At 43.2% G+C, this 15659-nt stretch carries 17 protein-coding genes; 5 read left to right on the plus strand and 12 right to left on the minus strand.

Translation table 11 applies throughout. The features are described 5' to 3' along the window. Positions 1-99: 99 nt before the first annotated feature. The 4 genes from Q4492_RS07460 to Q4492_RS07475 form a co-directional block, all read right to left on the minus strand. A complete protein-coding gene (locus Q4492_RS07460; RefSeq protein ID WP_197468053.1) occupies positions 100-267 on the minus strand; it encodes a hypothetical protein in 168 nt (55 codons plus the stop codon). Between the two features lie 11 nt (positions 268-278). Beyond that, positions 279-1631: an ammonium transporter gene (locus Q4492_RS07465; protein ID WP_303416618.1), complete on the minus strand. Its 1353-nt coding sequence runs from the start codon at positions 1629-1631 to the stop codon at positions 279-281. 310 nt (positions 1632-1941) lie between these two features. Then, positions 1942-2301, minus strand: a complete 360-nt coding sequence (locus Q4492_RS07470; RefSeq protein WP_303416619.1) for a cupin domain-containing protein — start codon at positions 2299-2301, stop codon at positions 1942-1944. A 46-nt stretch (positions 2302-2347) separates the two neighbouring features. Continuing rightward, positions 2348-4720, minus strand: a complete 2373-nt coding sequence (locus tag Q4492_RS07475) for a DUF1989 domain-containing protein (protein ID WP_303416620.1) — start codon at positions 4718-4720, stop codon at positions 2348-2350. 282 nt (positions 4721-5002) lie between these two features. Here Q4492_RS07475 and Q4492_RS07480 point away from each other — a divergent pair, with 282 nt between their 5' ends. From Q4492_RS07480 to Q4492_RS07500, 5 genes are all read left to right on the plus strand, one after another. Beyond that, positions 5003-6196: a sensor histidine kinase gene (locus Q4492_RS07480; protein WP_303416621.1), complete on the plus strand. Its 1194-nt coding sequence runs from the start codon at positions 5003-5005 to the stop codon at positions 6194-6196. Beyond that, complete coding sequence (locus tag Q4492_RS07485; RefSeq protein WP_303416622.1) at positions 6189-6872, plus strand: response regulator transcription factor; 684 nt, start codon at positions 6189-6191, stop codon at positions 6870-6872. The genes Q4492_RS07480 and Q4492_RS07485 overlap by 8 nt, the downstream gene beginning before the upstream one ends. Positions 6873-6876: 4 nt before the next feature. Then, positions 6877-7671, plus strand: coding sequence for a PAS domain-containing protein (locus tag Q4492_RS07490; protein WP_303416623.1), 795 nt, complete (start codon positions 6877-6879; stop codon positions 7669-7671). Positions 7672-7842: 171 nt separating this feature from the next. Further along, on the plus strand, positions 7843-9207 hold the full coding sequence (locus tag Q4492_RS07495; protein WP_303416624.1) for an NAD(P)-binding domain-containing protein: 1365 nt from the start codon (positions 7843-7845) through the stop codon (positions 9205-9207). A 119-nt stretch (positions 9208-9326) separates the two neighbouring features. Continuing rightward, positions 9327-9674 carry a cupin domain-containing protein gene (locus tag Q4492_RS07500; RefSeq protein WP_303416625.1) on the plus strand — a complete coding sequence of 116 codons (348 nt, stop codon included), beginning with the start codon at positions 9327-9329 and terminating at the stop codon, positions 9672-9674. 81 nt (positions 9675-9755) lie between these two features. Here the strand turns inward: Q4492_RS07500 and Q4492_RS07505 are convergent, their stop codons facing one another. The 8 genes from Q4492_RS07505 to Q4492_RS07540 all read right to left on the minus strand — a co-directional run bounded on the left by Q4492_RS07505 (position 9756) and on the right by Q4492_RS07540 (position 15659). Continuing rightward, on the minus strand, positions 9756-10067 hold the full coding sequence (locus Q4492_RS07505; protein WP_303416626.1) for an EthD family reductase: 312 nt from the start codon (positions 10065-10067) through the stop codon (positions 9756-9758). A gap of 37 nt (positions 10068-10104) precedes the next feature. Then, a complete protein-coding gene (locus tag Q4492_RS07510; protein WP_303416627.1) occupies positions 10105-10995 on the minus strand; it encodes a dienelactone hydrolase family protein in 891 nt (296 codons plus the stop codon). A gap of 185 nt (positions 10996-11180) precedes the next feature. Next, positions 11181-11666 (minus strand): GNAT family N-acetyltransferase, encoded by a 486-nt coding sequence (locus tag Q4492_RS07515; protein ID WP_303416628.1) that lies wholly within the window; start codon positions 11664-11666, stop codon positions 11181-11183. Positions 11667-11697: 31 nt separating this feature from the next. Further along, on the minus strand, positions 11698-12012 hold the full coding sequence (locus Q4492_RS07520) for a multidrug efflux SMR transporter (RefSeq protein ID WP_303416629.1): 315 nt from the start codon (positions 12010-12012) through the stop codon (positions 11698-11700). Positions 12013-12150: 138 nt separating this feature from the next. Next, entirely contained in the window at positions 12151-13170 is a 1020-nt protein-coding gene (locus Q4492_RS07525; protein ID WP_303416630.1) for a DUF3445 domain-containing protein, read from the minus strand. Positions 13171-13182: 12 nt separating this feature from the next. Continuing rightward, entirely contained in the window at positions 13183-14130 is a 948-nt protein-coding gene (locus Q4492_RS07530) for a PDR/VanB family oxidoreductase (protein ID WP_303416631.1), read from the minus strand. Further along, positions 14130-14657, minus strand: coding sequence for a dimethylamine monooxygenase subunit DmmA family protein (locus Q4492_RS07535; protein WP_303416632.1), 528 nt, complete (start codon positions 14655-14657; stop codon positions 14130-14132). The genes Q4492_RS07530 and Q4492_RS07535 overlap by 1 nt, the downstream gene beginning before the upstream one ends. A 330-nt stretch (positions 14658-14987) precedes the next feature. Beyond that, positions 14988-15659: a sarcosine oxidase subunit gamma gene (locus Q4492_RS07540; protein WP_303416633.1), complete on the minus strand. Its 672-nt coding sequence runs from the start codon at positions 15657-15659 to the stop codon at positions 14988-14990.

Below are 15659 nucleotides of genomic sequence, written 5' to 3' on the forward strand. Positions count from 1 at the left end.
AAAATAACGCCCACAAAGCGGGCGCTATTTCTTTCAGCCATCTTGCTAAGATGTCTTATTACTAGGACGGAATCAACAATCCTAGTCAGTCATACAAGGTCACTTATAATCTATATAAGTATCGTTCTCATGTTTAACTGAAGCGATAATTGTTCCCAAAGTTACCGCAATAGATAGTGAAAGTATAACCATAATGGCTGTTGGGCTATCAGCGAAAGTAAAGACTGCTTCAGCACCTTCCCACGACGTAATAGGACTTACATTCATAATAAATCTCCTTAAACAGTAACAGTTGAAGTGTTAGTAGGTGTAGTCTCTTGTGCTGTTGCAGGCACTGATTCCGGATAAGCCGCTAATGGAACTTCGACTAAATCCAAACCCGCTTCTTCTGCTTTTGGTGGTACTCGTAAAGCTCCCATTTTGGCCATCACATATGACAAACCAAAACCTGGGATAAACCCTAGAGAAGCCATCACTAATGCGCTCTTAAGCTGACCCATGAAACTAATCGCAGGTGCACCTTCAATAACATTAGGGAAGCCGCTGAAAATACCTAAACCAACAATACCGATAAGACCACCGACACCATGCACAGCAAAGGCGCCTACAGCATCATCAATCTTAAATTTATTAGTTAGGAATTTATCAGCTAGAGGCGCAGCAATACCGCCAGTTATACCCATCAAGAAGGCTAATGGTGGGTAGTACAGATCTAAACCTGGCGCAGCAGAGAAGATACCTGCTAGTGCACCAGACATCATCCAGAATGGCTGACGTGTGATCACGTAAGAACCGATAATACCGCCCGAGAAAGCCATTAATGTATTGAAGCTAATAGATGACAACGTTGTTGGCGTACCGAAGATAGTCGTCCACTGACCGCCGGTTGTATAGATAATACAGCCGCCAAGGAAACCGAAGAAGCCAACAATAATCAACATCAGACCGATAATACTCATCGGTACACTGTGACCTGTAATTGCGAGTGGCGTGCCATCAGGCGCGAAGCGTCCAATACGTGCACCCAAGTTAATGGTTACACCTAGAGCAAAGAACCCTGCGACCATATGAACTGCACCCGCTGCACCGAAGTCATGAAAACCCCAATCAACTGTTAACCAGCCTTGTGGATGCCATCCCCAAGATGCCGCCAAGATCCATACAACAGAGCCAAGAATAATGGCCAGTATAATGAACGAGCTCATACGGATACGTTCAATCACAGCACCGGAGAAGATTGAAGCAGTCGTCGCTGCAAACAATACAAAGGCTCCCCAGAAAATACCGCTCGCATTATCCGCTAGGTTAGGTCCCATATTACTCGACCAAGGAAGGCCTGCTGCACCCGCTTCAAAGTCTGGAGTAAAGCCATTGTACATGGCCAAATAGATCCACCAACCAAAGAAAAAGAACGTAGGAATAATAAAGGCAAACGCCAATATATTTTTAACGCCTGAAGCCAGGGCATTTTTTAAACGGGAAGCACCCATCTCGTAGGCTAAAAAACCCGCATGGATAATTACCATCAAACCGGTACACCACCAATAAAATACTTCCATATTGATTGTGCCGGACATCTCAATCAGGTTTTGCAGTTCTGCAATTTTCTGAGCAGTTTCGACCTGGTCCATAAGACCCCCCTATTAGGTTATACAATTCTGTAATTTGATAGGTTTAACGGTATGTAACCCTACCGTTAAGCCTATCCAATCACCTTCGTTGACCTGCTTAATCCCTTAAGTAACGAAGGATATAAAGTTACTCTTCAGTAAATTTTATTTCCTATCAGGAAATGCATAATTTATGCCCAATACAATATTTTCATTTAATTTCAAATACTTATAAATTAATTACGGTATTAGGCATAAAGAAGAAGCACTAGAATTGATCATTTTTAACTCAACGCGCTTCAAGATGATTCAAAAATAGGACGCTAAAAAACTAAGCCTCGCCTTCTTTACGCTGGCCACAGAAGAAACCAATACCGTAGCTAGGAGACTGGAAAGTAATAACACTACCTTTAGGGAAATAAAGCACATCACCCACCTTCGCATGTACCGTATTACCCTCTTTATCGGTGATGATCATTTCACCCTCAACGATGATTTTCATCTCGTGATATGTGTACTCATAGACCAGAGGCTCATCTGATTTTTCCATACGAAAAAAACCGCTAGCAATTGTTTTATCAGGATCATCAGACACCGCTATATCGCCGATAAATGCGTTACTACCCGGTACTTCCATGCTCGGGAGTTCTGTTTTAATCGCTTGCTGGTAGTAAGTCATCGCTGTAGACATGTTAAATACCTCAATTAGTTAAAATGCGTTTTCAAATAACGTGAATTTATGAACGAACACGCGTTCGTTCGGGATCATAAAAAGGAAGTCCAACCACCTCTCCGGGCAGCCGTTTCTGGAGGCCATCTAACTTGCCGACCTCTAAAAGTGTTTCAGGTGCTGCAAAATCTGGCGCAACGCGACAAAGTGCGATCTGTTTGCTTAATAAGGGCGATGTAGTAGCGCTGGTCACTACGCCGACAGGAAAACGACCGTGATAGATAAGATCCCCATGAGCCACCGGCTCATTCCCTTGCAGTACCAAGCCAACTAAGCGTTGTCGACTTTCTGGTGTTTGACGGGCCATCGCCTCACGGCCAATAAAGTTCTCCGCTTTAGTTTTCATTGGTACGGTAAAACCTATACCCGCTTCATAAGGGTTAGTTTCAGGACAAAACTCGTGATCAGCAAAGATTAAGCCCGCTTCAATACGCAACATATCTAAAGCGTCAAAACCTAAAGGTGCAATTTTGTATGGCTGACCTGTCTCCCATACTTGATCCCAAACCGCTTCGGCATCATCCGGGTGACACCAAACCTCAAACCCTAATTCACCGGTATAACCTGTGCGGGACACCATTACAGGGATGCCATCGGGCCCACCTAATCGACCAATCATGAAATGAAACCAAGCAAGAGTATCCATACTCGGCTGACATTCAGGCGCCCAAATAATCTGGCTCAATAACTCACGACTTTTCGGGCCTTGAACTGCGATATTATGTAATTGGTCAGTGGAGTTCCTAACACTTACTTTATAACCTTGCTCTTGCGCTTGATTCTTTAACCACAAGCCGGTGTACGGATCACCACAAACCCATCTAAAGGCTTGTTCACCCATACGAAAGATAGTGCCATCATCAATCATTCCACCCGTTTCATGGCAGATAGCAGAGTACGCGATCTCACCAATAGCTAAGCGCCTAACATTTCGTGTTAAAGCAAATTGTAAAAAGGCTTCAGCATCTGGCCCTGTCACCTCAAACTTTCTAAGAGGCGTTAAATCAATTACGGCTACCCGTTCCCGACAGGCTAAATATTCAGCTTGAGCCCCCCATCCCTCATACTCCGAAGCGACCCAGTACCCACGGTACTCAGTCATCTGTTTAGTCAGTGCAGAAACACGACTGTGAAAGCCTGTTGTTTTAGTCATACGTGGTAGCTCCTGAGGAGAGGTCCGGTAAGCGATAGAACGAGGGAAATGATTATCAGCGGAGTAAATTCGCACATGAATATCAGTAGGCTGCCAACCGTTAGCCGGGTCAATATCATCGGGGCAAGCTGATGATGCACAGATCAGATCACGGGTGGCACGTAGCAATACGTAATCTCCGGCTCGAGACCAAGGCTCATCCATTGATACCGATCCGCACGGTTCAACATGGGTATTAAAAAAGAAGTTTATTGCAGGCCAAGCTGGACGTGGCTTAACCTTATATGGAGCCAATACACGGTTGAAATTATCACTACAGCTAATGTGTCCAAAATAACCGCTATCTTCATAATATTTCGGATTACAGGCCATTAAAAAACTATCGTGGCGACCAACAGTATCTTGTACCACCTCGACCATTGATTGCATATCGGCCCCTAAAAAACGGGAATGGATACCTGGTTGAGGATTACTCATACCTAACAGGGTCCGAGTCGCAACAGCATCGAGAGCTAACTCTTCCCCTTGCTCTAACGCCGCTTTATCAAAAGCTAAAAAATCTGAACACTGCTTACCCGCAACATCAATAATTTGGATCCACTCTCCCGCTTTAACTTCATAGACACGTGCACTTGCACGGGGAATACGCAGTTCCAATTGAGATGGTGCCAAAGGTTCAGGAAGTAATGCTGCTGATGCATCTAAATAATTAACTTTAACTTCTAACTCAGTAACCGGTACATGGCCCTCTATTGGCATAGATAAACCAGCGGCTGCAACGATAATATTGATATCATCTAAGGCCTCAAAGTATGTAGGCTCGGGTGTCGTACTTTGCCCCTCCCCTACTCTTTCGGCTCCAACGGAGATCACCTGAGATAGATGATAATCATTAATACCCCAACCCTTGAGTTGCGCCTGTAACGCCTGCCCTGCCAATTTATTCTCAGCAATTTGAGCATTGATACCCTCAGCAGGTAAGCCACTAACCCCATCTAAATCTAAGGCTGTTGCTAAAAGGTGATTTGCAGACGAGCCTCGACGATCCCGCACAATCAGTTCCGCCAACTGCTCACCATCTTGGCTAAAAATCTGAAAATGATCGCCCCTTTTCAGATCTAATCGGATGGCTTGATGGGCCTCAACACGAAATAATCGAACGCTATTGTCATTTTGCATATTAAGATAGCAAGCATCCGGCAGATCATTTTTCTGATTTACTAACATCTCCACACCCTTACTAAAACCGTCTTTTAAAGTTCAAGATTGGTGCGCTGGGTCTATTAAAGGTCGACTCTAGTGCACGCATATCTCAATCGAATGTTGTCTTTTTTATAATTCCTGGTGGTTATAAATATTTACCATCACTAGAATTCAAACAATCCTCTTGAAGGCATACTCCATTGGGGGTAATTGCGGTAACAGGCATTCAAGTGGCATAAATACTGCTTAACCAGAGAGTGGGGAAAGCGACCTCAACACAAACGATTGGAATCAAGGGGAGGACATATGGCGATAAACATCAAAACATGGCTAGAACAATTTTTTAACGCTTACACTGAAAACCCCAGCCAACCATCCAATCCTGTAAGTGAGGATCTGTTTTCCCTAGGCGATATTGCTTTTGATATAGCAACAACTGACGAAATCAATAAAACCTTACCTCCCTTATTAAAGAAGCTTGAAGCACAACTAAGCCAAAGCTTTTCAGCCGATGAGCAGTGCCGCCTAAAGATAGTATTCAGTTCACCGAGTACCGCAGAAACCTTTGTCCACCATCCATCTGATAGCACCCCACACAGTAAAATACTGCATGCGTTACATCGTTTTTTTACTAATGGGCACAATGATTTAATCCACGACACACTCTATCTAGATGCGCTATCTAACCACTGTTTTCCCGAACCGCTCTATGGTTATAAATTAACTGAAAGTAAAGAGATGAATATTTGGCTATTAGCTATCTTCCCCAATAAAGTACCTAGCGCTAACCAGGTCCGCTGGAAGCTCACTGCCGTAGAAAACGCTTTAAAAAAAGGCTTTTCAGCATGGGCGCAGCAAGAGAAAAAGATAAGTAAAGCGGTTACATCAGAACGTGCCATCCATGCAGCGGAACTACATGATTCTCTAGCACAAGTACTCGGTTATTTAAGAATTAAAAGCGCTAAGCTAGATAGCCTCTGCCAAAGCAATACCTACCATGAATTAAAGCCCGTCACAGAAGATCTGGCGGCTTATACCCATTATGCCTACCGTCAAACACGAGAATTAATCACCTCATCACGTTTATCAATGAAGGGCGATAATTTAACCCAGGCGATTTCCGATTCTGTATCAGAATTTGAACAGCAATCAGCTATTGTTTTTGAATACGACAACCGGCTAAAGAAAAATATCACAAGCCCTAAACAATCTATGCAGCTGCTTTATATCGTTAGAGAGTGCCTCTCCAACATCGTCAGGCACTCACACGCCACCCACGCACGTATTGTCATTAAAGAAACATTAAGTACGCAAATAGAGATATTTATAGAAGATAACGGTATAGGTTTAGATACCAAAAACGCACGTAACGACAGCTTTGGCTTAAAAATCATGCATGAACGAGCAGAACGAATTGATGCACGACTCCTTATCCAACCCCATCCCAACCAAGGAACACAGGTCATACTCACATTGAAGGTTGGAGATAACCATGAGTAATCCCATACATTCAGTGATTGTAGTAGATGACCACCCTTTGTTTCGGCGGGGGGTAGTAGAGCTGCTAAATGACAGCGAGCAATTTAATGTTATTGCCGAGTTTGATGGCGCAACCGACCTTTTAGAACAATTGGATGACCTTTATCCAGATATTCTATTGCTTGATTTACAAATGCCTGAAACCAGCGGTCTAGATATATTACAGCTCATCCGCAAAACAGATGATCAACTAAAAATTATTATCTTAACCGCCTGTAGCGATCATGATCAGCTTTTTTCCGCCTTGAAAAGTGGTGCAAATGGATATCTACAAAAAGATACCCCACCCGATGAGATCATTAAACATTTGGTCAATGTTCTCAATGGCCAGACCGCCCTCAACGAAGACGCGGTAACCTCATTAGCCCACCAGCTACGCGAAACTCACGAAACAGAGGTTAATCAAGCGGATGCCATCTTTTCGGAAATGACCGAGCGCGAACTAGAAACGTTGTCCTATATTGCCCAAGGACTTAATAACAAGCTGATCGCCCGAGAATTAGGTATCAGTGATGGCACCGTCAAAGTCTACGTAAAAAACCTATTAAGAAAACTAAACCTTCATTCACGTTTAGAGTTAGCAGCCTGGGCCCATACAAATAACGCGAAAGAGCATTTTGATCTGGATAAGGATTAATCCCATGAACTTACTAAAATGGCCTCAATCTGTTTTTAATAAGGACAACAGCTTTAATCTTGATGACAGCAATCTTCATGAGACCTTATTCAACAGCCTTGGCGATGTAGTTATGATCATCGATCAAAACCACCGCATATCTCTAGTAAATACCTGCTGGGAAAAAATCACCGGCGTCGCCGCCAGCAGCTCCCATAATTTACTGTTTACGGACTTCCTTCACCCTGAAGATGTAAAAATCTGGAACGACATTATTCGTAAAGTTTTCAATAGCCATGGAAGCGAGCTCGTTTGGTTCCGGATCATTAGCGCCGATGGCAATATTCATTGGTGCGAAATGAGAGTGCAACAACTGAGACCTAATGAACATTACCCGCTCAGTGCAACCCTTTGTGACATTACTCCTCAGATCCGTAACGAACAGATACGTAACGCCAGCCACCGAAGTTTGCAAAGCTTAGTAAACCGTTTACCTGCCATGCTTTACCGTTCTCGAAATAATACCAGTTGGAGCATGGAATATGTGAGTAGCGGCTGCAAAGAACTCACAGGCCTTAGTTCTGAAGAGCTTATCAACCAACCACAAATATCCTATGGCGAATTAATCCACGAAGAGGATGCAGGTTATGTGTGGAATCAAGTACAGTTTTGCCTACAAACCCAACAGGTTTTTGAGCTGCAATATCGTTTAAACCAAGCAAACGGTAAGTGCATCACTGTCAAAGAAAAAGGACGCGGACTCTATTCTGAAAGCGGCATGATTCTAGGCGTAGAAGGCTTTGTGTTCCAGTTTGAATAAACACAAAATAACAGTCCCAAAACCCTGATGACAACTTATATCTACCGTCTTACCCCTTTTTGATTACCCACAGAAGGGAATGTTCCAAACCCCAAAAGCTGATTAATTTAGATCATAACGCTGTATCAACAACAGCCTCCTCATTGATTCTGACGTTTCATGGAGAAACTTATGACTAAACGCATTGCCATTATCGGTGCAGGCCCAAGTGGGCTAGCACAACTTAGAGCCTTCCAATCTGCACAAGCAAAAGGAGCCGAGATTCCAGATATCGTTTGTTTTGAAAAACAAAGCGATTGGGGCGGCCTTTGGAACTACACTTGGAGGACAGGACTCGATGAAAATGGTGAGCCTGTACATGGCAGCATGTATCGCTATTTATGGTCTAACGGACCTAAAGAGTGTTTAGAATTTGCAGATTACAGCTTTGAAGAACATTTCGGTAAAGCGATCGCATCCTACCCTCCTCGTGAGGTATTGTGGGATTACATTAAAGGCCGTGTAGAAAAAGCTGGGGTACGTGATTACATCCGCTTTAATACCCCTGTACGCGACGTTATCTTTAACTCTGATACTTCGACTTTCTCTATCACAGTACATGACCATAATGCCGATGAAGTTTATACCGAAGAGTTTGATTATGTGATCTGTGCCTCGGGCCATTTTTCTACACCTCGGGTGCCTGAATTTGAAGGGTTCCAGAAATTTGGCGGGCGTATACTCCATGCTCACGACTTCCGCGATGCCTTAGAGTTTAAAGATAAAACAATCCTCCTTGTGGGTAGTAGCTACTCCGCCGAAGATATAGGTTCACAATGCTATAAATACGGCGCAAAAAAACTCATTAGCTGCTATAGAACAAATCCTATGGGTTATAAATGGCCTGAAAATTGGGAAGAGAAATCCAATCTCCTTCATGTTGATACAGACACCGCTTACTTTGAAGACGGCAGTTCAGACAAGATCGACGCTATTATTCTATGCACCGGCTACCTCCACCATTTCCCATTTTTACCTGAAGACCTTCGCCTTAAAACAGACAATCGCCTATGGCCTTTAGATCTCTATAAAGGTGTTGTCTGGGAAAATAATCCGCAGATGTTCTACCTCGGCATGCAAGATCAGTGGTACACATTCAATATGTTTGATGCTCAGGCCTGGTATGTCCGCGACATTATTATGGACAGAATCCCTCTGCCATCCAAAGAGGAGATGACCAAAAACTCAATGGAGTGGCGCGAACGGGAACTCCTTCAAGAAACAGCTGAAGATATGTTCACTTTCCAAGGGGATTACATTCTAGAACTGATCGAAGCAACCGATTACCCAACCTTCGATATTGAAGGTGTTAGACAGACCTTCCTTGAATGGAAACACCATAAGAAAGAAAACATCATGACTTTCCGTGATCACTCATACCGCTCATTGATGACCGGCACTATGTCTCCTCCACACCATACACCATGGATTGACGCTTTGGATGATTCATTAGAGGCCTATCTATCAGAGACCATGGAAGTAAAAAAAGCGGGCTAAATAACAGGACTCGCAACGTACAGTAAAAACAAAGCAACCTATGAATAGCGCACTCCCTAGGTTGCCTTTCTGTACAGGAAAGACATTCGCCAACACTTAAAATTTATGAGAATCACACAATGAGCTACATAAAAAAGATTATCGATAAAACAGTGACCTCTATTGATACAGATTTAGAAGGCTGGGAAAAAATATCTGGCACACCTACGATGAAAACCTGGATCGAATACACATCAGAAGATGGCAGTATGATTGCGGGATGTTGGGAAGCAACAGAAGGTAGCTACCGAGCTGAATACAAAAGCTGGGAATATATCCATCTTATTGAAGGTAAAGTAACAATAACACCCGATGGCGAAGAGAGCGTTACGCTATTGCCTGGAGACTCTTTTGTTATTGAAGCTGGCTTTACTGGAGTTTGGGAGATAGAAGAGAAAGTATTTAAACACTTTACGATTAAACTCTAAGCTACTCTGTTAAAAAAAGCCTGATTGGACATTTAAGTTCAGATCAGGCTTATACAAAAAAAGCGTTAATGTAGAGATTACTTAACGCTTAATTTCACTAATCTGAACCTGAGGCTGCACATTAGTAAAATTAGGTATATCACCTAACAACTCTTCAGCATGAGGACCAAACGCGGCTTCAAATGCATCCACAGAATCAAATATCAAATGCCCCATAGCAATAAACCCAGCGGCCTCACCTGGTGCTCCACCAGCGATACCAGCATCAACTGTAAAGCTCTTTAGCGTATCGCCTAAACGGTCTAATACAAGTTGTGCATGGGTTGAATTGTAGTAATCCATGTCAAACTTCGCATCTGAACTATTTGGGTACATCACACTTACTTTTATCATTTTTATTTTACCTTTACGATTATCTTAATAAGCTAAACTAACTTAACTTGTTTTGGAAAAATTCGATGGTTCGTTGCCATGCTAACTCAGCATTTGGCTTATCATACCGAGCAGTTGAGTCATTATGGAAGCCATGATTAGCGCCTTTATAAACATGTACTTCATAAGGAACATGTAAACGCTTCAGGTCTTTTTCATAATCAGGCCACGTCTTATTAACCCGTTCATCCAACTCACCTAATTGAACCAACAACGGCGCTTTAATATTCTCTCTTAGTTCCGCTGCTGCAGGCGTGCCATAAAACGGCACGCCTGCAGAAAGGAGATTAGATTCAACGGCTGCTAAATAGTTCACAATATAACCGCCAAAACAAAACCCTACCGCGCCGAGATGGCCATTACTGTTCGGATGGGCTTTGATAAATTTAGCCGCGGCTAAAAAATCCTGTTCTATTTTCGAACGCTCAAGGTTTTTCTGCATCGCCCTACCCTCATCATCATTTCCTGGGTAGCCGCCTAAAGGAAACAGAGCATCCGGCGCAAAGGCGATAAAACCAGCTTTAGCTAAACGGCGAGCAACATCTTTAATATAGGGATTAAGACCTCGATTCTCATGGATAACCAACACAACAGGCAACGGCCCTGAGATGTTTTTAGGTACCACTAAGTAACCCTGCCCTTCATCGTGGCCTAAAGGCGAATCAAAGGTTTCATAAGTCGCCAATATTTCAGGATCATTAAAAGAGACCTGTTCAGCTAAGGCATAGTTAGGTAATAACGCAGAGGTCAATACAGTCATTGAGTAACCAACAGCCGTTAATGTTCCTAACTTTTTCAAAAAGGTGCGGCGATCCATACCTCCATGGGCATAATCATCATACCAATCGAACGCTTCCTGTGGGATTTCACTCTGATTACGGTCAGACATAACACCTCCTACACACTTGAGTAAGGCTAACATTAAGGGACAACTTATAAGCCCACTTAACATTAGCATAAAACTTTTTCATGAATAGGTTTTAATATGTGATCAACATTACTTTATTTTGCATACTTTATATGGCGCGAGAAAGGTAGCTGAACTTAGGTTCAGCTAAATAGGAGAGAGGTCTATTAAAGTGTTTTTTCCCAAAAAAGGGCCTTACCTATCTTAGGATTTAACTCATAACCAGAAAACCCGAATTTTGTATAGGCTGCTTGTGCGGGCTGATTAGCCTCGAGAACTTCAAGTGTAAGTTTGCAGCAACCTTTATATTTAGCCATCTCTTCCACTTTTTTTAGCATTATTTGGCTAAGCCCTAAGCCTCTATACTCTGGCAGCACAATTACATCGTGGATATTGATAACGGGTTTACACTTAAAGGTAGAGAAAGCATCGAAGCAATTGATAAGACCAGCTGGCTTCTTATCCACGTAACAGATAAAAGAGAAGGCGTGAGGCAACTTAGCTAATTCCGACGCCAAGTTAACCTTAGTATATTCACTGAGAGGATCACCTCCCCCCATAATATCGAGCGCATAGCACGCCAGCAGATCCATCATATCCTTAGTGTCTTGATTACATGTGTAATCAACCAGATCCACTTTAATCTCTTTCAATGTTTATTCCCCAGTATTGATAAAAACATTCTCACTCAAAAAACTTAAGCCCTGCGATACCCGCTACAATCAGTAATATACAGATAATACGTGTGATACTGCCAGATTCCCCAAGAAAGAAAATCCCATAAGTCGCTAAAGACACAGCACCAATCCCTGACCATGCAGCATAAGCTGTACCAACAGGAATAGTACGCATAGCGACAGATAAGAGACCTAAACTCACAACTACAAGCACTGCGCTTATCAATGAAGGCCACAACTTTGTAAAGCCATCGCTATACTTTAAACCTATAGCCCAACCACACTCTATCAATCCAGCTATCGCTAAATAGACCCATCCCATTGAGTTCACCCTCTAAATAAATATTCTTTCATACAGATAGAAATAGATCAGCTCTTCAGCCCATCACTAATCGCCTTGATAGACGCATTTTTTCTTTATAATAGAGCCCTCAAAAGAGGGCTATAATGGAGATCCTGATTAATTAGCAGGATCAAATTGAGATAGGTAATCAACCACCATCGAATGATAACGGCTTAATCCCTTATACTCGATCAACGGTGCGGGTAGTGTTTTCATCGTCCGATGCATCCGTTTTGCCCATTCTGGATTAGTGGCAATATCCTCCAAGCTAATCAGATAAGTACGGATAATAAACATCAGTGCATTACTGCGCGGCATGCGATCCATCACTTGTACCTCAACACGCAGATAAACTTTTTCACCTACGTTATCGGGTGTCACAGAGGTCCTTTCATGGCCCCACTCATGATAAGTCTCAGGCGAAGTGTCCATCCGAGCATTGACGGTTAATGTCCAGTTTAGACGGCGGATGGGACTCCCCACTTGCATGGCCGTCAGATATTTCAATGCGCGCTCAAAAATACCTTCGTTGTGAGCCATGGGTACAGGACCATGCCACTCCTTGAAGCTCATACCAGCATCAAACGCGAGCGACCAATCTGCTGGACAAGTGACCATTCCTGCATCGAGAAAAAGATCGCCATCGCGCTGATCTAAAAGCGCAAAGTCACCCTGTACCTGACAACCAATATATTCCAGCGGTGGTTTAGGTAACGTACTACTATCACCAAAGGTAAAAGTATCGTGAATATTGAGTAGTTTATTTTCCCATGTCCACTGATCACCCTCAATGGTCAGTTTGAAGTAATCAGAGTAGTCCTCAGCTAAAGACGTCATTAACCGCTCAAGCATATCCCAACACGCAAGCTCCATATGATCCATCGCAAGACAACGATGGGGCATAGCATCAAGTACTAACTTGCGCTCAGTCATTTCTGATAGGTAGTGCTCATCAATATCAAGAAAATGCTCATAGGCTGAGCCCTCACCACCTTTCGGAGTATGTGGCTCCATATTAACGGAATAGCGGTACTCATCTTCAGGAAAGGGAAAAGGAAAACGTTTTATCGCCTCAGGGCTGTTTGAGTAGGTAAAATCATCACGGAACGTTTCAACTTCTTTGGGTGCAACTCGCATTATTAGTTCTCCTTAAATATCTAAGACCAGACGTTCACCCGCAGCACGAGAGACACAGGGCATAATTGCGTTACCTGCTGCTTTCTCATCGTCCGAGAGGTATTGATCACGGTGATCTATATCGCCCTCTTCAACAGTACAAACACACTGACCACAAACGCCGCCTCGACATAAGTTAGGTACGGAAATATCCGATGCTTCTAGCGCTTCTAGCAAGCTATCTTCAGCACTGACTTCTACTTGCTTCCCACTGGATTTAATTTCAGCAATAAAGGGCATCCCTGGTTTAGGTGCCGCAAACTCTTCTGAATGAATAACACTGGCAGGTAAGCCTAAGGTTTGTGCTGCCTCCTCCACCGCCTGAATTAACGATTCGGGGCCACAAATATAGATATGCGTGCCTAAAGGCTGCTGGCTTAAGAGTTCTGTCACATCACAGCGCGTATGACGGTCAGAGTCATAACCAAAGTACTTATCGCCTAACTGCTCAGAAAGCTCATTTTTATAAGCGCCTGTTTGCAAACTGCGATACATATAATGAAGTTCAAAATCAGTGTTACGACGAAGCATTTCAGGGATATATGACATAAACGGTGTCACCCCAACGCCCCCAGCTAACATCAAGTGTTTTTTAGCTAGCCAGAAGGGAGAAAACAAATTTGAAGGTGGGCTAATTAGTAATTGATCGCCAACCTTTACCTGCTCATGCATATAGATAGAGCCGCCCCTAGACGTCTCCTGTAAACGAACCGCTATACGGTAACGATTGGTATCCGCAGGGTCACTCAACAGGGAGTATGCGTTTTTATATATCTTCTTTGCGCTCGGCATCTCAACAACAACATGTGCACCCGGCGAAAAAGGATAGAGCTCATCATCTATAGCTTCTAAGGTAAATTCGCGGATGGTTGGAGCTACTTGGCAAATACTGGCTACTTCTACTTTTATTTGATTACTCATTAGCTTAACTCCACACTTTCTGGGATCTCAGTCGCGTTTTCTGCATTGACTTGATAACCAAAATACGCGGCATGTGATTTAGCAAAATGATCGGTAACAGCTAACAGTTTTCCGCATCCTGCGCAGGTTGCTGGGGCTGTTACTACATGATCGGTTACCGTATAACAGTGGCAGCAAAAAACACTACGTTCCGTATTCAAAGGCGGCAGCATAACCATCTGATCTTCTGTCACGCCTAAAGCTTTTAACTGCTCCCCCACTAACCACATGTACTTTTCTGTACCTGATAAGTAAACCAAGGTGGCCGCAGGTGCATCGGCTAACAACGTCACTAATTGATCCTTAACACTTTCTAGATCCCCGTCATCAACAAGGTCTCTTTTAGCTACGGTTTTGCTCTGATATAGGTCTGAAAAAGCAGTGCTTAATTGTTCACAAATAAACAGGCTATAAGCACAAGGAGCATCACTTATCTCAGATCTATAAATAGGCTTACTTGTAACAACAGAAACACTTTCAGGCTCCATAATGACCTCCAAGTAACAATCCAATTAAGATTTACCGCCACCTTCTGGTGACGATTAATTAAGGTTTCAATAGGAACAATATTTACCATTAGCCACGCCAACACAATTCTCTTCATTGGGTACCCCAAAAGGGGTAGGTTTTTAAAAATAAAATGGCAGACATAAAAAAACCGACACTATGCACAGAGGCAGAGCGCCGGTTGGGGGTTAAATCGACATCAGCTGGGAACCAGTAATCGATTTGGGGGTAATAGATCCACCTCAACAACATGTATAAATTGCCAAGGGGTTACTAATTTATTTTTAACAAGCAGTACTTAAAACCTAAGTTTAAAAAAGATAATTCAGACCCGCTGCTTTACCTCCAAACTCATCCATTGCATCCAACAGACAAGCCCAAAGGTATTCAGCCGCTGCGCTATCACACAAAATGACAAAGTGAGTACCTTCTTTATCCGGTAGATGACTGATAATCGCATTAATTCTTGCGACAGAGGTTTGCGCTATAGAGCCTTTAGGAAACGCCGATTCAGACAGGTCGACACCACAAAGCTTGGCCATAATATCAGGCAGATGCTCACCACTCAGTAGTAAGCATGCATGACTATCTTGGCAATAAACCGGATAACAATCGGCAAATGCACTAGAATCCGCCGAGCAGGTACCGCTCTCCATCGCCCCTAATACCCAAAACTCAGTTTTGCCAAGACGCAATACAGTCTCACCATTAGCTGAATTCAAACATTGGTTTGGCTTTTCCGGAACCGATAAACCCGCCGCACTCAACGCGGCTATAGCATTGGCGCCTCGTATTCCAAACCTATGCTGTACCGACAGGTCAATTAAGGCAGTAAGAGGTTCAGACTGATCACCATAAGAGACAACTTGAGCTGCAGAAGCGCACGCTTCAAAGTGTGCACCCGCTGCTTCATGTACTCTATACAATGGGCTACGGGCAAGATAAGTCTCTGGCGTAATAATGTTCTTCGTTATCTCTTCCAT

The organism is Neptuniibacter sp. 1_MG-2023 (assembly GCF_030547185.1).
GTDB lineage: Bacteria > Pseudomonadota > Gammaproteobacteria > Pseudomonadales > Balneatricaceae > Neptuniibacter.